At 62.1% G+C, this 19563-nt stretch carries 20 protein-coding genes; 8 read left to right on the forward strand and 12 right to left on the reverse strand.

The window, feature by feature from the left end; genetic code table 11:
* The 3 genes from ABQJ48_RS27165 to ABQJ48_RS27175 form a co-directional block, all read right to left on the reverse strand.
* Positions 1 to 207 (reverse strand): transposase (locus tag ABQJ48_RS27165; RefSeq protein ID WP_367841051.1); only part of this gene is annotated, 207 nt, incomplete at its 3' end.
* Positions 208 to 577: 370 nt separating this feature from the next.
* On the reverse strand, positions 578 to 1423 hold the full coding sequence (locus tag ABQJ48_RS27170; RefSeq protein WP_367841175.1) for a 23S rRNA (adenine(2030)-N(6))-methyltransferase RlmJ: 846 nt from the start codon (positions 1421 to 1423) through the stop codon (positions 578 to 580).
* Between the two features lie 213 nt (positions 1424 to 1636).
* Complete coding sequence (locus ABQJ48_RS27175; RefSeq protein ID WP_367841052.1) at positions 1637 to 2608, reverse strand: potassium channel beta subunit family protein; 972 nt, start codon at positions 2606 to 2608, stop codon at positions 1637 to 1639.
* Between the two features lie 224 nt (positions 2609 to 2832).
* On the opposite strand from ABQJ48_RS27175, the gene ABQJ48_RS27180 reads away from it, so the two are divergent.
* Together ABQJ48_RS27180 and ABQJ48_RS27185 are read left to right on the forward strand one after the other, a co-directional pair.
* A complete protein-coding gene (locus tag ABQJ48_RS27180; protein WP_367841053.1) occupies positions 2833 to 3630 on the forward strand; it encodes a 3-hydroxybutyrate dehydrogenase in 798 nt (265 codons plus the stop codon).
* A gap of 10 nt (positions 3631 to 3640) precedes the next feature.
* On the forward strand, positions 3641 to 4882 hold the full coding sequence (locus ABQJ48_RS27185; protein WP_367841054.1) for a DUF3734 domain-containing protein: 1242 nt from the start codon (positions 3641 to 3643) through the stop codon (positions 4880 to 4882).
* A 125-nt stretch (positions 4883 to 5007) separates the two neighbouring features.
* On the opposite strand, the gene ABQJ48_RS27190 is transcribed toward ABQJ48_RS27185, so the two are convergent.
* Positions 5008 to 6207 carry an amino acid aminotransferase gene (locus ABQJ48_RS27190; RefSeq protein ID WP_367841055.1) on the reverse strand — a complete coding sequence of 400 codons (1200 nt, stop codon included), beginning with the start codon at positions 6205 to 6207 and terminating at the stop codon, positions 5008 to 5010.
* A 467-nt stretch (positions 6208 to 6674) separates the two neighbouring features.
* Here ABQJ48_RS27190 and uvrB point away from each other — a divergent pair, with 467 nt between their 5' ends.
* From uvrB to ABQJ48_RS27215, 5 genes are all read left to right on the forward strand, one after another.
* Positions 6675 to 8768, forward strand: coding sequence for an excinuclease ABC subunit UvrB (uvrB, locus tag ABQJ48_RS27195; RefSeq protein ID WP_367841056.1), 2094 nt, complete (start codon positions 6675 to 6677; stop codon positions 8766 to 8768).
* A 357-nt stretch (positions 8769 to 9125) separates the two neighbouring features.
* The gene (locus tag ABQJ48_RS27200; protein ID WP_367841057.1) at positions 9126 to 9674 is read left to right on the forward strand and encodes an iron transporter; all 549 of its coding nucleotides are present in this window, start codon (positions 9126 to 9128) and stop codon (positions 9672 to 9674) included.
* 143 nt (positions 9675 to 9817) lie between these two features.
* The gene (locus ABQJ48_RS27205) at positions 9818 to 10150 is read left to right on the forward strand and encodes a cupredoxin domain-containing protein (RefSeq protein WP_367841058.1); all 333 of its coding nucleotides are present in this window, start codon (positions 9818 to 9820) and stop codon (positions 10148 to 10150) included.
* Positions 10151 to 10236: 86 nt separating this feature from the next.
* Complete coding sequence (locus ABQJ48_RS27210) at positions 10237 to 11082, forward strand: FTR1 family iron permease (RefSeq protein ID WP_367841059.1); 846 nt, start codon at positions 10237 to 10239, stop codon at positions 11080 to 11082.
* Positions 11079 to 12485: a 4Fe-4S binding protein gene (locus ABQJ48_RS27215; RefSeq protein ID WP_367841060.1), complete on the forward strand. Its 1407-nt coding sequence runs from the start codon at positions 11079 to 11081 to the stop codon at positions 12483 to 12485. Before ABQJ48_RS27210 ends, ABQJ48_RS27215 begins: the two co-directional genes overlap by 4 nt.
* A gap of 304 nt (positions 12486 to 12789) precedes the next feature.
* Here ABQJ48_RS27215 and hemP read toward each other — a convergent pair whose 3' ends face one another.
* The 4 genes from hemP to ABQJ48_RS27235 form a co-directional block, all read right to left on the reverse strand.
* Complete coding sequence (hemP, locus tag ABQJ48_RS27220; protein WP_367841061.1) at positions 12790 to 13050, reverse strand: hemin uptake protein HemP; 261 nt, start codon at positions 13048 to 13050, stop codon at positions 12790 to 12792.
* Positions 13051 to 13256: 206 nt separating this feature from the next.
* Complete coding sequence (locus ABQJ48_RS27225; protein WP_367841062.1) at positions 13257 to 13739, reverse strand: SRPBCC family protein; 483 nt, start codon at positions 13737 to 13739, stop codon at positions 13257 to 13259.
* 78 nt (positions 13740 to 13817) lie between these two features.
* A complete protein-coding gene (locus tag ABQJ48_RS27230) occupies positions 13818 to 14216 on the reverse strand; it encodes an OsmC family protein (RefSeq protein ID WP_367841063.1) in 399 nt (132 codons plus the stop codon).
* A gap of 418 nt (positions 14217 to 14634) precedes the next feature.
* A complete protein-coding gene (locus ABQJ48_RS27235) occupies positions 14635 to 15513 on the reverse strand; it encodes a pirin family protein (RefSeq protein WP_367841064.1) in 879 nt (292 codons plus the stop codon).
* Between the two features lie 122 nt (positions 15514 to 15635).
* Between ABQJ48_RS27235 and ABQJ48_RS27240 the strand changes: the two genes are divergently transcribed.
* A complete protein-coding gene (locus ABQJ48_RS27240; RefSeq protein WP_367841065.1) occupies positions 15636 to 16622 on the forward strand; it encodes a LysR family transcriptional regulator in 987 nt (328 codons plus the stop codon).
* A 425-nt stretch (positions 16623 to 17047) separates the two neighbouring features.
* Here ABQJ48_RS27240 and ABQJ48_RS27245 read toward each other — a convergent pair whose 3' ends face one another.
* The 4 genes from ABQJ48_RS27245 to ABQJ48_RS27260 all read right to left on the reverse strand — a co-directional run bounded on the left by ABQJ48_RS27245 (position 17048) and on the right by ABQJ48_RS27260 (position 19494).
* A complete protein-coding gene (locus ABQJ48_RS27245) occupies positions 17048 to 17467 on the reverse strand; it encodes an ExbD/TolR family protein (RefSeq protein WP_367841066.1) in 420 nt (139 codons plus the stop codon).
* A gap of 16 nt (positions 17468 to 17483) precedes the next feature.
* On the reverse strand, positions 17484 to 18215 hold the full coding sequence (locus ABQJ48_RS27250; RefSeq protein WP_367841067.1) for a MotA/TolQ/ExbB proton channel family protein: 732 nt from the start codon (positions 18213 to 18215) through the stop codon (positions 17484 to 17486).
* Between the two features lie 27 nt (positions 18216 to 18242).
* The gene (locus ABQJ48_RS27255) at positions 18243 to 18989 is read right to left on the reverse strand and encodes an energy transducer TonB (protein WP_367841068.1); all 747 of its coding nucleotides are present in this window, start codon (positions 18987 to 18989) and stop codon (positions 18243 to 18245) included.
* A 265-nt stretch (positions 18990 to 19254) separates the two neighbouring features.
* Positions 19255 to 19494: a (2Fe-2S)-binding protein gene (locus ABQJ48_RS27260; protein WP_367841069.1), complete on the reverse strand. Its 240-nt coding sequence runs from the start codon at positions 19492 to 19494 to the stop codon at positions 19255 to 19257.
* Positions 19495 to 19563 lie beyond the last annotated feature (69 nt).

Consider the following 19563-nt stretch of genomic DNA (forward strand, 5'->3'; position numbering starts at 1 on the left):
CAGCTTCTTGAGCCGTGCATTCTCGTCCTGAAGCTGCTTCAGTTCGCGGACCTGATTCGATTCCAGGCCCGCATACATCCTCTTCCAGCGGTAGTACGTCTGCTCGGAGATTCCCAGTTGCCGGATCAGATCCGCCACCGGCATGCCCAGTTCGGCCTGCTTGAGCGCGGCCACAATCTGCTCCACCGAATACTGTTTGTGTTTCATCGCCAACCTCCCGTGCTGTGGGGAAAATTGCTCCGAAACACTAACACTCATTTCTGTCCAGGATTTCTGCAGCAGTTCAGACCTGCGCCGGAATCGACCTTTTCCGTCGCTTCAACAGCCGCTACTGCTCCCGCCAACTTACCAACCTCGTCCAATAGTCCCATGACACTCCCCCTCTCGTAAAAGAAAGCTCGCACCATCTCACGGACCTCGATACTGTGTCGAGCAGTGTGAAATTGATTTTGACTTTTTGCCATCCGGGCGATGACTGCATCCGGGGCCAAGCCAGGTGGAGTTTGCCCCTGTACCCATTGACGACGAATTGTGGGCATTGATCGAACCACTTCTTCCGCCAGCAAGGCGGCTGGCCTCAATCGCCGCGAAACTCGACTTTGAATGCGGCAGCCTTGTCCTCGCCGAGCGCTTTGACGAGCCAGGGCATCTGCTCTTTCAGCGTTTTCGCGAGCGTGTATGGCGGATTCAGGATAAACATACCGCTGCCGAAGAGTCCAAAGCCGTCCTCCGGCGGATTACTGATGGTCAGGCTCACGTGGAGCCAGTTGCGCTCCTGCAGCTTTTTCAGTTGCTCGGGAAAGCGCTGCGACTCCGGCCGCCTGACCTGCGGATACCACACGGCATAGGTGCCGGTTGGAAAGCGCTTCAGGCTCTCCTCGACGCAACGCAGGGTCCGCGTGTAATCGCGCTTGTCTTCATACGACGGATCGAGCAGCACCAGCGCGCGGCGCGGCGCCGGAGGCAGCAGCGCGAGAATGCCGTCAAAGCCATCGCCCGCGAAAAGCATTGCGCGCCGTCCCGCGTCGCGGAAATTGTGGCGCAGCACGTCGATTTCGGTCGTGTGCAGCTCGAACAGACGCATCCGGTCCTGCTCGCGCAGCTGCCGCCACGCAATGTAGGGCGAGCCGGGATAGAAGCGCAATTGGCCGTCCGCATTGAGCGCGCTGACTTCTTCGACGTACTCGGCAAAGAGCGGCGGCAGATCGTTGCGCTCCCACAGCTTGGCGATGCCGGTCTGGAACTCTCCCGTCTTGGTCGCATAGCCTTCCTTCAGCGAATAGACGCCGGCGCCCGCATGCGTGTCGATATACCAATAGGCTTTCTCTTTTTGGCCGAGATAGCGCAGTAGCTGCAACACGACGGCATGTTTCAGAACGTCGGCGTGGTTGCCTGCATGGAAGGCGTGGCGATAGCTGAGCATGATGAGAAAGCGCGGAAAGAGGGCGTGCCGGTCCACGGCGGATTCGGCGGTGCAGGTGCAGTGCGGCAGCACAGGGGCCAAGCGCGCCGGTGCACAAGGCGGCCGCGTATTGTACGCGACGCGGCGTTGCGTGCCGGCGTGAGTTTCCTCGGCATGTCGTGGGTAACCGGGGCCGCCGCCTCGATCATGCTACCCGCGCCTGCGCCGATTCGCTCAGTCGTAGGCGTCGCCGACGATCTCCTCCATCCGCTGCTTGATCTCCGGCGTGATCTGTTCAGCGATCTCGGCGGCTTTCATGTTCTCGCCGATCTGCTCGACCCGCGAGGCGCCGGTAATCACCGTGCTGACGTTCGGATTCTTCAGAATCCATGCAATCGCAAGCTGGCCGATCGTGCAGCCCAACTCGTCGGCGACAGCGCCCAGCTTGCCGACCACGTCGTTCTTCGCTGCGTCGGTGACCTGTTTGCGCAGCCAGTCGTAGCCTTGCAACTGCGCGCGGCTATCGGAGGGCACGCCGTCACGGTATTTGCCGGTCAGCAGGCCGGACGCGAGCGGGCTCCAGGTAGTCAGCCCGAGGCCGATATCCTCGTAGAGCCGTTTGTATTCCTGCTCCACGCGCGTGCGGTGGAACAGGTTGTACTGCGGCTGTTCCATGACTGGCTTATGCAAATGATGCCGCTCCGCGATCTCCCACGCGGCGCGGATTTCATCGGCGCTCCACTCGGACGTGCCCCAGTACAGCGCCTTGCCGCGCGTAATCATGTCGCTCATGGCCCAGACGGTCTCCTCGACGGGCGTGTTCGGATCGGGACGATGGCAGAACACCAGGTCCACGTAGTCGAGTTGCAGACGCTTGAGCGACGCGTCCACCGCGTTCAGCAAATATTTGCGGTTCAGCGTGTGGTACTGGTTCGGCGCTTCCGTGAGCCCCCAGAAGAACTTCGTCGAGACTACATAGCTCACGCGGGGCCACGCCAGTTCCTTCAGCGCCTGCCCCATGATTTCCTCGGATTTGCCGCCTGCGTAGACCTCCGCATTGTCGAAGAAGTTGACACCCGCGTCGCGCGCTGCTGCCAGCGATTCCCGCGCCGCGCGATGATCCACCTGATTGCCGTAGGTGACCCACGACCCGATGGACAGTTCGCTGACCTGCAGGCCCGAACGGCCGAGACGTCGATAGTTCATGCATTCCTCCTTGTTGATGTGCCACGGAATTGCGCCGAAGGTGTCCAGTTTAAAGAGATCCGGCGCGATGTGCGTTTTGCCTATGGAGTGCACAGGGTTCATGCACAATAGCAGCGTTGGCCGCAGTGCAGCATCGGCCGGACGGTCTATGCCGTCTGGCCGACTTCACGCCGCTTGCGGACTGTGGTCTCATTGCTCATCAATCAACTGCATGGAGGTTCTGGATGTCGTCTCTGAACACGAATCTGAACGGCAAGGTCGCCGTGGTTACCGGCGCGGCAAGCGGCATCGGCAAACAGATTGCGCTGACTCTTTCCGCGGCGGGCGCGGCAGTCGCGATTGCCGACCTCAACCAGGAAGGCGCAAACGCGGTCGCTGAAGAGATCACCAAAGGCGGCGGCAAGGCAATTGGCGTGGCGATGGACGTCACCAGCGAAGACGCCGTGAATCAGGGCATCGACAGGGTGGCCGCGGAACTCGGCTCGATCGACATCCTCATTTCCAACGCGGGCATTCAGATCGTGAATCCGATCGAAAACTATGCGTTTTCGGACTGGAAGAAAATGCAGGCGATCCACGTCGACGGCGCGTTCCTGACCACGAAGGCCGCGCTCAAGCACATGTACAAGGACGACCGCGGCGGCATCGTGATCTACATGGGCTCGGTCCATTCGCACGAAGCGTCGCCGCTGAAGTCCGCTTATGTGGCGGCCAAGCATGCGCTGCTCGGTCTCGCGCGCGTGCTGGCGAAGGAAGGCGCGAAACACAATGTGCGCTCGCATGTGGTGTGTCCTGGTTTTGTGCGCACGCCGCTCGTCGACAAGCAGATTCCAGAGCAGTCGAGAGAACTGGGCATCAGTGAAGAAGAGGTGATCAAGCGCGTGATGCTGGGCGGCACGGTCGACGGCATTTTCACCACGGTCGAAGATGTCGCGCAAACGGTGCTGTTCCTCTCCACTTTCCCGACTGCGGCGCTCACCGGCCAGTCCTTCATCGTGAGCCATGGCTGGTACATGCAATAAGGAGGCGCCGATGGCGCAGCGAAATCTCAAGCGGGCGCGCATCGCTGCGCCCGGCGACGGGGAAGGCGAGGGCGGCGCGGGCCCTGCGTGCGCCGCGCTCCCCGGCCGGCGCGTCCATTTGCCCGACTACCAGACCGTCGCGCTGGTGCTGCAGGGCGGCGGCGCATTGGGCGCCTATCAGGCCGGTGTCTTTCAGGGGCTTCACGAGGCGGGCATCGAGCCGAACTGGCTGGCCGGCATTTCGATTGGCGCATTGAACACGGCCATCATTGCCGGCAATCCGCCCGCGCGGCGCATCGAGCGGTTGCTGCAGTTCTGGGAGACCATCTGTCAACCGGCGTTCGGGCCGCCCTTGCCGGCTTTCATCGAGCACGCGCTTTTCAATTCCAACGACGCTGTGCGCAAAGCGTTCACGGCGAGCCAGGCGTTGAGCGCACTCGTCGAAGGGCAGAAGGGCTTTTTCGTGCCGCGTTTTCCGCCGCCATTGCCCACGGTGTCAGGGTCGCCGCAAACGGCCAGCTACTACGACACTGCGCCGCTGAAGGCGACCCTCGAAGCGCTTTGCGATTTCGACCGCATCAATTCGGGTGAGATGCGCGTGTCGGTCGGCGCGGTCAACTGCGGCACGGGCAATTTTGCGTACTTCGACAACACGCAGACCACGCTGCGGGCCGAGCACTTCATGGCGTCGGGGGCATTGCCGCCAGCCTTTGCGGCAGTCGAGATCGACGGGCAGTACTACTGGGATGGCGGGTTGATGTCGAATACGCCGCTCTCCGAGGTGATTCAGTCCACACCGCGTCGCGACACGCTAGCGTTCCAGGTCGATCTGTGGAGCGCGATCGGTCCGGTGCCGGACAATCTCACCGATGTTCAGGGGCGCATGAAAGACGTCCAGTATTCAAGCCGCACTCGTCTCGTCACCGACATGCTGCAACGCTCGCAGCGGTTCCGGCACGTGCTGCGCGAGGTGCTGGACCGTGTGCCGTCCGACCAGCGCGACGACCCGTGGTGCAAGCTCGCGGAAGACCTCGCGTGTTCCCGGCACTACAACGTGATTCATCTGATCTACCGGAACAAGGAGTATGAAGGGCATTACAAAGACTTCCAGTTTGGTCTGTCGACCATGCGCGAACACTGGCAAAGCGGTCTGGACGACATTTGCCATTCGCTGGAACAGCCCGACTGGCTCGACATGCCGGATAACGACGCGGGCTTCGTCACGCACGATATCCATCGCGATTCGCGCTGAAAGCACTGTTGAAGCCGGCAAATAAAAAACGGCGCTCTTTCTGAAAGAGCGCCGTTCCTGTCCAAGAGCGGTTACGCCGGTCAAAGCACGCGACGAATTCGACGAACGCCGCGCGCCGGAATGCGTTACTTCAAGACGTGAGCGATGGCGTTAGCCACCACGTCGAGGTTGCGCGTGTTCAACGCAGCCACGCAGATGCGGCCGGTGCTCACGGCATAGATGCCGAACTCTTCGCGCAGACGGTCCACTTGCGGCGCCGTCAGACCCGAGTAGGAGAACATGCCGCGCTGCGCATTCACGAAGCTGAAGTCGCGATCCGCGCCGCTTGCCTTCAGGCGTTCTACCAGCCCGTTGCGCATTGCGCGGATACGGTCGCGCATTTCGGCGAGTTCTGCTTCCCATGTGGCGCGCAGTTCGGGCGATGCGAGCACCGCTGCGACCACCGAGCCACCGTGCGTAGGCGGGTTCGAGTAGTTCGTGCGGATCACGCGCTTCAGTTGCGACAGTACCCGTGTGGCTTCGTCCTTGCCCGCGGTGATGATCGACAGCGCGCCGACGCGCTCGCCATAAAGCGAGAAAGACTTTGAGAACGACGACGACACGAACACGTTGAGATCCGACGCCGCGAACAGACGCACGGCAGCCGAGTCAGCTTCGATGCTGTCGCCGAAGCCCTGGTAGGCGATGTCGAGGAACGGCACCAGTTTGCGCGCCTTGACGACTTCGACCACCTGCTTCCATTGGTCGACCGTGAGGTCGACGCCGGTCGGATTATGGCAGCAAGCGTGCAGCACGACGACCGTGCCGGCGGCGTAGCTGTTCAGCGCGTCCAGCATGCCTTCGAAGTTCACGCCATGGGTGCGCGGGTCGTAGTAAGTGTACGAGTCGACTTCGAAGCCCGCGCTTTCGAACAGCGCGCGGTGATTTTCCCAGCTCGGGTCGCTGATTGCGACCCTGGCGGTCGGGTTCAGGCGCTTCAGGAAGTCCGCGCCGATTTTCAGCGCGCCCGTGCCGCCCAGTGCCTGCGCCGTGACGACGCGGCCCGCTGCGATCAGCGGCGAGTCGTTGCCGAGCAGCAGTTTCTGCACGGCGGCATCGTAGGCGGCAATGCCTTCGATCGGCAGATAGCCGCGCGGCAGCGCGGCTTCGACGCGGGCCTTTTCAGCTTCGCGCACGGCGCGCAGCAGCGGAATCTTGCCTTCTTCATTGAAGTACACGCCGACGCCCAGGTTGGCCTTGGTTGCGCGCGTGTCGGCATTGAAAGCTTCGTTCAGGCCCAGAATCGGGTCGCGGGGAGCAAGTTCGACGGCTGAGAACAGAGACATGGTGGGTGGGCAGCAGTAGTGAAAAGAGGGCGGCTTCGAGCGCGGGCGGCCCGCACTGAAACGTTTGATGCAAAACGGACAGGCAGCGGACAGCGGCGAGCGAGCGCAGCTTCGCATTGTAACGAATCCGCGCGTGTTTTCGGACCGCAGGGCCCACGCGACTGAATTAATTGCTTGAAAAACAGGCACCGCGGCGCCACCTGGCAATGACCGCCTCTGCGGAAGACTGCCCGCCCCGCTGATGTGCACCGGCGCGGCGTCAAGCACGCCGGCCGGCCGCAAGTTGCCCGGAAGCCAAGCATCGTTTATGCCAAAGGGCCGGAACCTTACGCGCTCGTCGCGTCGCACGATGCCGGCTAACCGCCCTGCAACCCGGCCGGCAGCCTGGCAAACCTACGCAGACCCGCTCGATCCGCGTTCGCCGCAACCCGTTAGAATGATTCTTTACCCGAGGCCTGCTGCCGTCCATGTCCGAACAACATCTGACTGAAGCCGACGATACGCTCGACGAATCCAGGTTCGTCACGTTCGAAGGCTCGCCGTTTCAGCTCTACCAGCCGTATCCGCCCGCCGGCGATCAGCCCACGGCGATCGAGACGCTCGTCGAAGGCGTCGAGGACGGTCTCGCGTTCCAGACGCTGCTCGGCGTGACCGGCTCGGGCAAGACCTTCACGATGGCCAACACGATCGCGCGGCTGGGCCGCCCGGCTATCGTGTTCGCGCCGAACAAGACGCTCGCCGCGCAGCTTTATTCGGAGTTCCGCGAGTTCTTCCCGCGCAATGCGGTCGAGTACTTCGTTTCGTACTATGACTACTATCAGCCCGAAGCGTATGTGCCGCAGCGCGACCTGTTCATCGAGAAGGACTCGTCGATCAACGAGCACATCGAGCAGATGCGGCTGTCGGCCACCAAGAGCCTGATGGAACGGCGCGATGTGGTGATCGTGGCGACCGTGTCGGCCATCTATGGCATCGGCAACCCGTCCGAATATCACAAGATGATTCTCACGCTGCGCACCGGCGACAGGCTCGGCCAGCGCGACATCATCGCGCGGCTGATCGCGATGCAGTACAACCGCAACGAGGCCGACTTCCAGCGCGGCTCGTTTCGCGTGCGCGGCGACACGATCGATATCTTCCCGGCGGAGCACGCCGAGATGGCGGTGCGCATCGAATTGTTCGACGATGAGGTCGAAACGCTGCAGCTGTTCGATCCGCTTACCGGCCGTGTGCGGCAGAAGATTCCGCGTTTCACGGTGTATCCGTCGTCGCACTACGTGACACCGCGCGACACTGTGATCCGGGCGGTCGAGACGATCAAGGCCGAATTGCGCGAGCGGCTCGAATTCTTTTATAGCGGTGGCAAGCTCGTCGAAGCGCAGCGGCTCGAACAGCGCACCCGCTTCGACCTTGAAATGTTGCAGGAGCTCGGCTTTTGCAAGGGCATCGAAAACTACTCGCGGCACTTCTCCGGCGCGGCGCCGGGTGAGCCGCCGCCGACGCTCGTCGACTATCTGCCATCGGACGCCATCATGATGCTGGATGAATCACACGTGCTGATCGGCCAGTTGAACGGCATGTATAACGGCGACCGGGCGCGCAAGGAAAATCTGGTCGACTACGGTTTTCGCCTGCCGTCGGCGCTCGATAACCGGCCGCTCAAGTTCAACGAATTCGAACGCAAGATGCGTCAGGTGGTGTTCGTGTCCGCCACGCCCGCGGATTACGAAAAAAAGACCGCCGGGCAGGTCGCCGAGCAACTGGTGCGTCCAACCGGGCTCGTCGATCCGGAGATCGAGGTGCGACCGGCGCGCAGTCAGGTCGACGACGTGCTCGGCGAAATCAACGAGCGCGTGAAGGCGGGCGACCGGGTGCTGGTTACCGTGCTGACCAAGCGCATGGCCGAGCAATTGACTGAGTTTCTTGCGGACCATGGGGTCAAGGTGCGGTATCTGCATAGCGACATCGACACCGTGGAGCGGGTCGAGATCATCCGCGATCTGCGCCTCGGTACCTTCGACGTGCTGGTTGGCATCAACCTGCTGCGCGAAGGGCTGGATATCCCGGAAGTGTCGCTGGTCGCGATTCTCGACGCCGACAAAGAAGGCTTTCTGCGCGCGGAGCGCTCGCTGATCCAGACCATCGGCCGGGCGGCGCGCAATGTGAACGGCAAGGCAATCCTGTACGCGGACAAGGTGACGGACTCGATGCGTCGCGCGATCGACGAAACCGAGCGGCGGCGCGCCAAACAGATCGCCTTCAACCTCGCCAACGGCATCACGCCGCGTGGCGTGGTCAAGCGCATTCGCGACATCATCGACGGTGTCTACAACGTCGACGACGCGCGCGCCGAACTGAAGGAGCAGCAAACGCGTGCGAAATTCGAGGACATGTCCGAAAAGCAGCTCGCCAAGGAGCTCAAGCGCCTTGAAAAGCAGATGATGGAGCACGCGAAAAACCTCGAATTCGAGAAGGCCGCGCAGACGCGCGACCAGCTGGCACTGCTGCGTCAGCGGGTGTTCGGCGCGAATGTCGGCGATCACGTCTCGGGCGTCGATTAGAGCCTGCTGGCGCTACCAGCGCGGCAATGTGACGCGCTGTCTTCAATTGCGGCGCCCGGTCGCGGCGCTGTCGCCGGGCGGTCGTCCACATGACCCGCAGTCGTTGCCACCCGCACTTCCTTCAATTCGCATCAAGACCCTGTTGCCGTCAGGCTTTGCGTGCGTGCGCATTTGTCTCCCCTGGCGATCAATGATAAACTCCGCCCAATATTGAGAATGGTTCGCATTTAATGTTTCCGTAGGCAATGTAAGCCCCGGCTGTTTGCCGTGCAGTAGCCGGTGGCGGCGAGCGCCTTGGCAAGCGCTGCGCGCCGTTCCAATGGATTCGATAGCGGTCTGACAAAAACAGGAGTTTGAATGCGGATTACTTCATTTGTGCGGGGCGGCGCGGCCACGGTGGCCGCTGTGGCGGCGCTTTCGGCAATGGCTGCGGAATACCCGATCGGCAAGCCGCACATCCAGGGTGGCATGGAAGTCGGCGCGGTCTACCTGCAGCCGATCACGATGGAGCCGGAAGGGATGATGCGTAAGGCGTCGGATTCGGACATCCACCTCGAAGCCGACATCCACGCGGTCAAAAATAACCCCACCGGGTTCGCCGAAGGCGACTGGATCCCCTATCTGCAAGTGCGCTACGAACTGACCAAAGCCGGTTCGAGTCAACCGCAAAAGGGCGACATGATGGCGATGGTCGCCGACGACGGTCCGCACTACGGCGACAACGTCAAGCTGCAAGGCCCGGGAAAATATCACCTGAAACTGATCGTCGAGCCGCCGATGCAGACGGGCCACATGGCTTTCGGCCGTCACGTCGACAAGGAAACCGGCGTGGGTCCGTGGTTCAAGCCCTTCGCGATCGACTATGACTTCACCTTCGCCGGTATCGGCAAGAAGGGCGGCTACTGATCGGGCGATTGGCGCCGTTCACGCGGCGCAGCCACGCCTGAACGAACGCATGGCTGCATCGCGCGAACGGACGAACGAGTATAAGCAGCAGACGGTGCCCGGATTATCGAAATCGGCGCGCCGCCTTTTTCCGGAAAAGGCTCATGACAATCAACCAGAAGCTCGCGACGTTTGCCGCCACGGCGCTGCTCGCGAGCGCGGCCCACGCGGCCGACCTGCCGACCTTCAAGCTGGAAATGAACGACGGCAAGCTCAACCCGGCGCGCATCGAAGTGCCGGCGGGGCAGCGCATCAAGATCGAAGTGCGCAACACCGGCAAGGGCGCGGCCGAATTCGAAAGCGTGCAATTGCGCAAGGAAAAAGTGCTGGCGCCGGGCGCGGATTCGTTCGTCGTCATCGCTCCGCTGCAACCGGGTGAATACAAGTTTTTCGACGATTTCCATCAGCAGGCGCAGGGCGTGATCGTCGCGAAGTAATGGCCTCAAACGCGTGCGCGCGCTGTCGGCGAGCGCCGCATTCGCTTAGACGGTCGGGCAGTGGAAGTGTCGAAGGGAGAGTTTGAATGGGTCAGATTTTGTTCATCGTGTGGCGGGAAAGTGTCGAGGCGTTATTGGTCGTCGGCATCCTGTACGCGTGGCTGAAAAACGGCGACGACGATGCGCGCCGTGGCTTGCCATATCTATGGGGCGGCGTCGCGGCCGGTGTGATCGCGGCGGTGGCGCTCGGCGCGGCACTGGTCGGTTTCACCGAAGTGCTCTCCGGCGACGCGCAGGACTATTTTCAGACCGCGATGGTGCTGGTCGCCTGCGTGCTGATCGTGCAGATGGTGCTGTGGATGAAGCAGCACGGCCGGTCCCTGAAGCGCGACATGGAGCAGTCGCTCGCAAATAGCCAGCGCGACTCGAACTGGTGGGGCGTCGCGTTGCTGGTGGCTCTCGCGATCGCGCGTGAAGGCAGCGAAACGGTGATCTTCCTGTACGGCCTCGGCTTCGGCCAGTCGGGCCACGTGGATGGCGCGCAGATGCTCGCGGTCGTGATCGGGCTCGCTCTCGCGTTCGTGACCTTCTACCTGTTGCAGGTGGGCGGCAAGATCTTCTCCTGGCGGCTCTTTTTTCGCGTCACCGAAATCATGCTGCTGTTCCTCGGCGCGGGTCTGTTTCAAACCGGCGTCGACAAGCTGATCGACAAGGAAATCCTGCCGACGCTCGTCGCTCAGATATGGAATTCGTCGGCGCTGCTCGACGACTCCGGCACCTTCGGCTCGCTGGTTGCGACGCTCACCGGCTATCGCGCTCATCCTGCGCTGATGAATCTGATCGCTTACGCGGTGTATTGGGGCGTCGTCTATCTGCTGTTGCGCCGCGCGAATCGCAAGCCCCTGCGTCAAGCGGCAGGGCGTGCAGCATGAGTACGCTGATGACCCGCCCGGGGTGCCTCGCGGCGGCCGGGCAGTGGATGCAGCGTCATGGCGCGCTGATCCGCGGCATCCAGTGGGTCGTGGTGGCCGTGTACGCGTTTCTGATCCTCGTGCCGGCGGTGATGCCGCTGCCGGACGATAGCGCGCATCTGTGGAACAACCTGACGCTCGCCGCCCAGTTCGTGTTCTGGGGCATCTGGTGGCCGTTCGTGTTGCTGTCGATGGTGATGCTTGGCCGTGTCTGGTGCGGCGTGCTCTGTCCCGAAGGCGCGCTCGCCGAATTTGCCAGCAAGTTCGGCCGCGGCTGGGCGATTCCGCACTGGATGCGCTGGGGTGGCTGGCCATTCGTCGCGTTCGGCATCACGACCATCTATGGCCAGATGGTGAGCGTCTATCAGTATCCGAAAGCCGTGTTGCTGGTGCTCGGCGGATCGACCTTCGCCGCAATCGTCATCGGCCTGCTATACGGGCGGGAAAAGCGCGTCTGGTGCAAGTATCTGTGCCCGGTCAATGGGGTGTTTTCGCTTCTGGCGCGGCTCGCGCCGTTCCACTACAAAGTCGATGAAGACGCGTGGCGCCGTTCGTACAAGAACGGCGAACATGGGCATCGCGTGATTCCGATCAATTGCGCGCCGCTCGTGCCGCTGCGCAATATGAAGGGCGCCGCGGATTGCCATATGTGCGGCCGGTGCAGCGGGCACCGCGATGCGATCGCGTTGACGTGGCGCAAGCCTTCGTCGGAAGTGGTGCAGCTAGGCGACAAGAAGGCGAACCCGTGGGATACCGCGTTGATCCTGTACGGCCTGCTCGGCATCGCCATCGGCGCGTTCCACTGGACCGCGTCGCGCTGGTTCATCGACCTGAAGATGTTCTTCGCCACGTGGCTGGTCGATCACGACATTACCTGGCCGCTCGACACGAACGCGCCGTGGTTCCTGTTCACGCATTACCCCGAGCAGAACGACGTCTTTTCATGGCTCGACGGCACCATGGTGATCGGCTACATCCTCGCGACGGCGCTGGTGTACGGCACGACGCTGCTGCTGTTGCTGACGGGCGCGACCCGCATGCTCGGACGCTTCAGGGCGGTTCGGCTGCATCATCTGACGCAAGCGCTGATTCCGATCGCGGGCGCGGGCGTGTTCCTTGGGTTGTCGGCCACCACGCTGTCGCTGTTGCGTGCCGAACATGTGTCGTTGTGGTGGGCGTCGGATTTGCGTATCGCGATTCTTGCGATTGCGAACGTGTGGAGCGCATGGCTCGCATGGTTCATCACACGCCGCTATAGCGAGCGCTTCATTCAGCGCGGCCTCGCGATGCTGTGGTTCGCCGCAGCGCTCGCCGTGGTCGATAGCGCGTGGTGGCTGATGTTCTGGGGCTGGGCTTCCAAATGACGCTGCCGCGTTTATAACCGCGTGATACCGCGTGCCGGTCGTGCAAACGCAGTGACGCTGGACCAGCAAAAAGCCGTGGTGATGTATCGACATCCCACGGCTTTTTTGTTTGCGTCATAGCGATGCACAAGGTTTCGCGCATCCGCATCGGCAGAAAATGAAAAAGCGGCCTGGCTGGCTGCGACGGTTGGCTTGTGTCTGCACGAAGGGGTCTAGTTCTCACGTGCAAGCCGTCGTGGCTGGCTAATGCCCAACACCTCGCGAAGAGGTGGTCCCCACAATACCCGGTACTTACCGCTATTCGTTACTTAGTCAGGATCAGCTTGCCCAAGCGCGTTGCACGTAACTGATAGGTCTCGCCGTTGTGCACGATACTGACGTGGCTGTGTCCTTGCAGCAATGCGTCGCTGCGCATCGTTCGCGCCGACGTCTCACTGGAGCCGTTGGCGCGCTTGACGGCTGGCCTGGCATCGGCGCTCGCCGTCGACAATGACTTCGGACGACTGGTCACCGCGGCGGCCGAGCGGCGCAGGCTGAGCGTGGAAGGGCGTGTCAGGTCGGTCATTCGTTTTAGCTGTTCGTCGATTCGATAAATTCATTGTAAATGATAACGATTACTATTTACAAGGGAGGGGAATTCATCGAATTGAAGTTCCGATAGCCGCAGCGCTTCCGGCTCCGGAGCCGCGCAGCCGCGCAGCGGTTTGCGAGACGGGCTCAAAGCGCGGCGTGGCCACACAAATCCGCCCGCGAGCGAAACGCCCGCGCGATTCAATGCAGCGGCCCGGGCTCTTGCTTCGTCTGCACGAATTGGCGGATCAATCGCACCGTATCGATATCGTTTTCCCGATACGCGGACTTGACGATTTCCTGAGTCTGGACGGCGTCCTGGTCAGTGGAGACAGGCAGCGTGGTCGCGTACTGGAAGCGCAGGAACAACTGCAAGTCATCGGGCTGCTCGATCGTCATCGTCAGCGATCCTCCGACATAGTCCGCGGTTGGCAGGATGTCGTAGCGCACGCTCTGGCTTTCCAGCAGCGTGACGCGATCGCGCACGGTGGCTTGGCCATAGTGCAGCTCACGTTCGAGAACGTTGCCTTCGCGCGAAAGAATCGTGCAGCTGTCGAGCCCTATCACGAACAGCTGCGGCTGTTCGGCGCGCAGCACGAGCCCCTCCCACAATTGCTCGCGGGTCATCGAGTCGACAAAGGGATTCAACGGGTCGTTGATCTGGATGAGGTGTTCGAAATTCAAAACGCCAGCTTCCTATCTATCAGAGCGTTGCAATATGGCGGCCATGTCAGCCAGGGCGCGCTTAAAGCCGTCGCCGTGTTACGCGACGGCGAGGGCGGAGCGGATCGTGATCGAGTGCGTGAGGATCTTGTGGACCGGGCACGCGTTGGCAATTTGCAAGAGCCGTTCCCGCTGCTCCTCGGACAGTTCGCCTCTGAGCACGATCTGACGGTCGATGGTCGAGCCGTCATCGCCGGTTTGCATCGCGAGTGCCACGTGGACGTCCGTCAGCGGCCAGCCTTTGCGTTGAGCGTACATCTTCAGCGTGATCGACGTACAGGCGCCGAGACTCGAAAGCAGTAGCGAAACGGGCGTCGGGCCACGATCGCCGCCGCCGATCGATTCCGGTTCGTCGGCCAGCCATGTGTGCTTGCCGTCGTCGAAAAGGACCTGGAAATTGGTCGGACCGATGTGGGCGGTAACGGGGGGTTGTGCCATGCGCGCTCCTGAACTGGACGGAAAAACGCCGCGCGTCAGGGTTCATCGTGGTGAGACGGCGTGGCGCGGCGTGAGTTGCTATTGTGAACGAAATCGCCCGCTTTCGCGGCTCTGGCCGATGCCGATGTGCGGGAAAGCGGCGCGAGCGGGGAGTGGGCGGCCGGTTTGCATGGGCTGCGCAGGCGAGCGATCGCGGTTTGGAAATGTGGGCGAAACGCAAACCGCAAACCGCAAACCGCAAACCGCAAACCGCAAACCGCAAACCGCAAACCGCAAACCGCAAACCGCAAACCGTGGACCTGCGTATCGCAAACCGTGACCTGCGTATCGCAAACCGCAGCCCGCAAACGGCAAACGCCGAACGCCGAACGCCGAACGCCCAGCGCAAGCGCGTGCGCCACAGCGCGGCGGCAGTCGTCTAATGCGTGATCGCGCCCATGCGTCCAGCCTGGTAGTCACTCACGGCCTGGCGAATCTCGTCTTCGGTGTTCATCACGAACGGGCCGTAGCGCACGACGGGCTCCCTCAGCGGTACGCCGCCCAGCAGCAGCACCTCGAGCGGTTCTTCGCCCGCAGCAAGCGTGAGCGAATCGCCATCGTTCCCGAATACGACCATCTTCTGCGCATCGATTTCCTGACGCGCCTGCCCTTCGCCATACAAGCCCTTGCCCGACAAGCCATAGGCGAAAACGCGATAGTCGGCGGGCACCGGCTGACGGATCGTCGCGCCCGGTTGCAGCGAGAAATGCTGATACAGAATCGGCGTCCGTGTTTCGATCGCGGCCTTCACGCCCAGCGCTTCCCCGGCGATCACCTTGACGCGCACCGTGCCGTCCTCGGAGGTCGCCACGGGGATGCTGGACGACGGCATTTCCTGATAGCGCGGCGCAACCATCTTGTCGCGACGCGGCAGATTCACCCACAGTTGCAGCCCGTGCACGCGTCCGCCGCTGCGCACGAACGAGGGGTCCGGCATTTCGCTGTGCACCACGCCCGCGCCCGCGGTCATCCATTGGACGTCGCCGGCACGCAGGGTGCCGGAATGGCCCGCGGAATCCTTGTGGCCGAACTGGCCTTCCAGCACATAGGTAACCGTCTCGAAGCCGCGATGCGGATGATCCGGTGCGCCCTTGGCCTCACCCGGCGCGTAGTCGACGGGGCCCATTTCGTCGAGCAGCAGAAACGGATCGAAGTCCATCAGCAAGCGAGTGGGAAACGGGCGGTGGACGATGAAGCCGCCGCCTTCGGTCGTGCGAACGGCGGGAAAGACGCGTTCGATCGTGCGTGTCGTGCTCATCAATATCACCTCGAAAAATCGGGAATAGCGTCATTTTTGAAACATGGAGCTATTATAGGGGCCGCTTTTCGAGGTGCCAGCCGCCGTCACGCAATGGATTGTTCTATTACTGGAACGATGAGATGAAGATCGATTCACACAACCTGAATGACCTGATGTACTTCTCGCAGGTCGTCGAACATGGTGGCTTTTCCGCTGCCGAGCGGGTCCTGGGCATCTCGAAGTCGCGCCTGTCGCGCCGTCTGACCGAGCTGGAAGCGTCGCTCGGCGTGCGTCTGCTGCAGCGCTCCACGCGCAAGCTCGCGCTGACCGAAGCCGGTCAGCTGTTCTACCAGCATTGTCAGGCGATGCTCAGCGAGGCACAGGCGGCCGTCAACGTCGTGCAGCAACTGCGGTCGTCGCCGCGCGGCACCGTGCGCGTCAGTGTGCCGGTCACGATCTCGCAGACCATCCTGTCGACGATCCTGCCCGAATTCATGCACCGCTACCCCGAGGTGAGGGTGGTGATGCGCGTCACCAACCGCGTGGTCGATCTGTTCGAGGATGCCATCGACGTCGCCCTGCGCGTGCGCTCCAATCCGCCGGAAAACGCCAACATTGTGGTGCGGCCGCTGTGGCGTACGCAGCAGATGCTGGTGGGCGCGCCGAGTCTGTTACAGCAGAACGCGCCGCCGCTGCTGCCAGGCGATCTGGACCGCTTCGAAACGCTCGATGTGCCGACCGGCGACGGCCGCCATGTCTACAACCTGATCTCGCCCGACGGCATGCGTCATGCGCATGAACATGAGCCGCGGCTCGTCACCGCCGATCTGATGACGATACTCGAGGCGGTGCTTGCCGGTGTCGGCATCGCGGCGCTACCGGAGATGATGTATGGGGCCGCGCTGCGCGCGGGGCAGTTGTCGCCGGTGATGCCGGGCTGGACCTTTCCGACGCCGCAACTGTACGCCGTCTTCCTGTCCCGTCAGGGGATGGTGCCCGCCGTGCGTGCGTTCGTCGACTACCTGGTCGAGATGCTGGACCCGGAGGACGGCAAGCACATTGCGGGCGAGTGTCCTGCGCGTGAGAACAAGGCCACCGGGCAAGTGTCGGTCGCTGTTGCGTCGTAGCGCAGTCCCACGTTGCCGCATCGCTTTTAGCATTTAAGCGCGGGCTGTCATGAGTACTTTCAATGGCCGTTTGCTTGAATGCGCGCGCTCGCGGGCTTATAGTGAAATCCCTTCGCTAAGGAGTCTCTTATGCGGAAACTCATGGCCGCTATCATAGCGGGCCTGATAGGGCTGACCGCGCTGTCCGTGTCGAACACGGCTGTCGCATGTGGAGACATGAGTCATCAATCGTCGAACGATGGCAAATGATCCCGCCGCCCGAAGGCGCCGAGTGCGCACAAAAAAGGCCTTCATCTGACGATGAAGGCCTTTTACTTTGAGCCTGTGTTTCATGCGGTGTCGTCCGCTTTTCGGCAGGCGCTGCTTAATGCACTGCGTTTGCGTTGCGTGTGCGCGGCAGATGCGCTGCATGTTGGCTCGTTGCCTTACTTCGTTTTGGGTTGCGTCACGAAACCGATCCGCGTGAGGCCGCCGGCCTGCGCCGCCGACATCACTTGCGCGACTTTCTCGTAGGGCACCTTGCGGTCCGCATCCAGATGCAGTTCAGGCTGCGGGTTGGCTTGCGCGGCCTCGGCGATCTTCGCGCTCAACGCTGCTTCGTCGACTTTCCTGTCGTTCCACATCACATTGCCGCCGGCGTCGATGGAAACCGTCACCTGTACGGGCTTCGTGTCTTCCTTCTGACTGCTTGCATGTGGCAGGTCGATTTTCGCGGCGTGACGGATCACGGGAATCGTCACCATGAAGACGATCAGGAGAACCAACATTACGTCGACGAGCGGCGTCATGTTGATCTCGCTCATTAGACCGTCGTCATCGTCGTCAGCGAAAGGGCTCATTGCCATCGTAGTGCCTCTTCGATCAGTTCGCGCGGGTGGCAAGACGCAGGCCGTCGCCGCGCCCGGACGACGACAGGCGCGCGCCCGTCACGAAGAATGCGTGCAGGCCATGCGCAAAGCGGCTCAGCTTGGCGACGACCGACTTGTTAGCGCGTGTCAAGGCGTTGTAGCCGAGCACGGCCGGAATCGCCACGAACAGACCGAACGCGGTCATGATCAACGCTTCGCCGACCGGACCGGCGACCTGGTCGATCGACGACTGGCCGCTCGCGCCGATCGCCAGCAGCGCGTGATAGATGCCCCACACGGTGCCGAACAGACCGACGAACGGCGCCGTGCTGCCGATCGACGCGAGAATCGCGAGGCCGCTCTGCATGCGCGCGACGCTTTCATCCATCGTGTCCTTCAGGCAGCGCGTGACCCAGTCCGACACGTCCATGCGGTCATGCAGATGCGGTTGCGTCTGGTGATGGTGATCGGCCGCTTCCTGGCCCGACAGCGCGAGCGCGAGGAACGGATTGTCGTGCGGTGTCGACGAGCCGGCGCCGAGTTTCTGCACGCCGTCGGCGAAATCGTCGGAATGCCAGAACGCCTGCTCGGCGTTTCTGGTGAGACGCTTCAGGCGCATCACGTTCCAGCTCTTGAGGACGATCACGCTCCACGACATCACCGACATGACCAGCAGCGCGAGGGCGATACCGCGCGTCACGAAATCGCCCTGCGCCCAGACGTGCGCCAATCCGTAGTTTTGCATTGCACTTCCTTTTATCTGAAATCTGCTTCAATCGGTCAGACTGAAGTCGAAAGGCTGGGAGTACGCGGCCCGAACCGGCTGGCCGTTCTCGAGATAGGGCTTGCACGCGCTTGCGTGTACGGCGGCGAGCGCGGCGTCGTCAAGACGACTGAAGCCGCTGCTTTTCTTTAATTCGATGCTTTCGAGCTTGCCGTTCAGGCCGACCACGAACCTGACATAGGCGGTGCCGGTTTCGCCGCGGCGCCTGGACAGCGATGGATAGTCGGGTTTGGCGATGTTGCACTCGACGTGCGAAACGTTTTTCGGCGCGCTGATTTCCATCGTCTCGCGACTGGCCGCAGGCGCGGCCGCAACGGGCGGCGCAGCCGCTGCGGCAGGCGCGGGCGGTGCCGGATCGGCAGCTGCCACTGGCGTCGGCGACGGGCTGGCCTCACGTGGCAATGGGGGAGGCGTTCGCATGGGTGTGGGCTTTAGCGCGGGTGCCGGCTTGGGCTGAACTTTCGGCTTCGTCCGAACCGGCGGCGCGGGCTTGGGCGACGGCGCGATGGATTGCACGGCGACGGGCTGAGCAGGCGGCGTGGGTGGCAGCAACTGCGCGATCATCACGTGCGATTCGAGCGCAGCCTGCAAGGGTTCATGACGCAGCATCATGACCGCGGCAAGCGCGGCGACGTGAAGTGCCGCCACGATCGCGATCGCTATCACCAGGCGGGAATTGGTACGAGCGGGCAAAGCCGGCGACATACCGGCTGCAACGGTAGGCGAGGCCCGCATGCTAGTGCGGCAATGTGCTGTCTAGGCAGCGCGTCAGACAAGGCATCGTCATGTTCGGAAGATCAGCAGCGAAATAAACAAAGTCGTCACGAAACCAATCAGCAATTCCATCTCGAACTCCTTTTTTAAAAGTGAGCGGGTAGCTGGCTGGGACGAGGACGGAGACTGGCTGGCTGACGCTAGTGGGATAACGCGCGAGGCGGCATGAACACAGTGGCGCACCGAACCTCGCCACGCCACGGCTCGCGCCGGGGTAAAGCAGAGTTCAGGCGGCCTTGCGTTCGTAAAAGGTCAGCGGTATGGCCTGCGTGCGGTGCTCGACGACACCGCAGCGGCTTGCGCATACGCCGCTTTGCAGCATGACATCGCGCACCGATTCTTCGCACTTGCCGCAGCAGGAAGCGACGCCGAGCTCGAATTGCAGCTCGTCGAACGAGTCGATGCCCTGGGCGATGGAAGAGCGGATCGTGCGGTCAGAAACGGATTTGCAGACACAGACAATCATGGCAGGCGTCATAGCTAACGTTAATAGGAATTATTATCATTCTGTTTTGGTCGTTTGGCAAGCGCCTCC

Source organism: Paraburkholderia suaedae (genome assembly GCF_040812055.1).
Taxonomy (GTDB): Bacteria; Pseudomonadota; Gammaproteobacteria; order Burkholderiales; family Burkholderiaceae; genus Paraburkholderia.

Excerpts from the sequence above, each read along its gene's own strand:
- ABQJ48_RS27170 (WP_367841175.1), bottom strand. The coding sequence starts at position 1,423 with ATGCTCAGCTATCGCCACGCCTTCCATGCAGGCAACCACGCCGACGTT.
- ABQJ48_RS27175 (WP_367841052.1), bottom strand. The coding sequence starts at position 2,608 with ATGAACTATCGACGTCTCGGCCGTTCGGGCCTGCAGGTCAGCGAACTG.
- ABQJ48_RS27180 (WP_367841053.1), top strand. The coding sequence starts at position 2,833 with ATGTCGTCTCTGAACACGAATCTGAACGGCAAGGTCGCCGTGGTTACC.
- ABQJ48_RS27185 (WP_367841054.1), top strand. The coding sequence starts at position 3,641 with ATGGCGCAGCGAAATCTCAAGCGGGCGCGCATCGCTGCGCCCGGCGAC.
- ABQJ48_RS27190 (WP_367841055.1), bottom strand. The coding sequence starts at position 6,207 with ATGTCTCTGTTCTCAGCCGTCGAACTTGCTCCCCGCGACCCGATTCTG.
- uvrB (WP_367841056.1), top strand. The coding sequence starts at position 6,675 with ATGTCCGAACAACATCTGACTGAAGCCGACGATACGCTCGACGAATCC.
- ABQJ48_RS27200 (WP_367841057.1), top strand. The coding sequence starts at position 9,126 with ATGCGGATTACTTCATTTGTGCGGGGCGGCGCGGCCACGGTGGCCGCT.
- ABQJ48_RS27205 (WP_367841058.1), top strand. The coding sequence starts at position 9,818 with ATGACAATCAACCAGAAGCTCGCGACGTTTGCCGCCACGGCGCTGCTC.
- ABQJ48_RS27210 (WP_367841059.1), top strand. The coding sequence starts at position 10,237 with ATGGGTCAGATTTTGTTCATCGTGTGGCGGGAAAGTGTCGAGGCGTTA.
- ABQJ48_RS27215 (WP_367841060.1), top strand. The coding sequence starts at position 11,079 with ATGAGTACGCTGATGACCCGCCCGGGGTGCCTCGCGGCGGCCGGGCAG.
- hemP (WP_367841061.1), bottom strand. The coding sequence starts at position 13,050 with ATGACCGACCTGACACGCCCTTCCACGCTCAGCCTGCGCCGCTCGGCC.
- ABQJ48_RS27230 (WP_367841063.1), bottom strand. The coding sequence starts at position 14,216 with ATGGCACAACCCCCCGTTACCGCCCACATCGGTCCGACCAATTTCCAG.
- ABQJ48_RS27235 (WP_367841064.1), bottom strand. The coding sequence starts at position 15,513 with ATGAGCACGACACGCACGATCGAACGCGTCTTTCCCGCCGTTCGCACG.
- ABQJ48_RS27240 (WP_367841065.1), top strand. The coding sequence starts at position 15,636 with ATGAAGATCGATTCACACAACCTGAATGACCTGATGTACTTCTCGCAG.
- ABQJ48_RS27245 (WP_367841066.1), bottom strand. The coding sequence starts at position 17,467 with ATGGCAATGAGCCCTTTCGCTGACGACGATGACGACGGTCTAATGAGC.
- ABQJ48_RS27250 (WP_367841067.1), bottom strand. The coding sequence starts at position 18,215 with ATGCAAAACTACGGATTGGCGCACGTCTGGGCGCAGGGCGATTTCGTG.
- ABQJ48_RS27255 (WP_367841068.1), bottom strand. The coding sequence starts at position 18,989 with ATGCGGGCCTCGCCTACCGTTGCAGCCGGTATGTCGCCGGCTTTGCCC.
- ABQJ48_RS27260 (WP_367841069.1), bottom strand. The coding sequence starts at position 19,494 with ATGATTGTCTGTGTCTGCAAATCCGTTTCTGACCGCACGATCCGCTCT.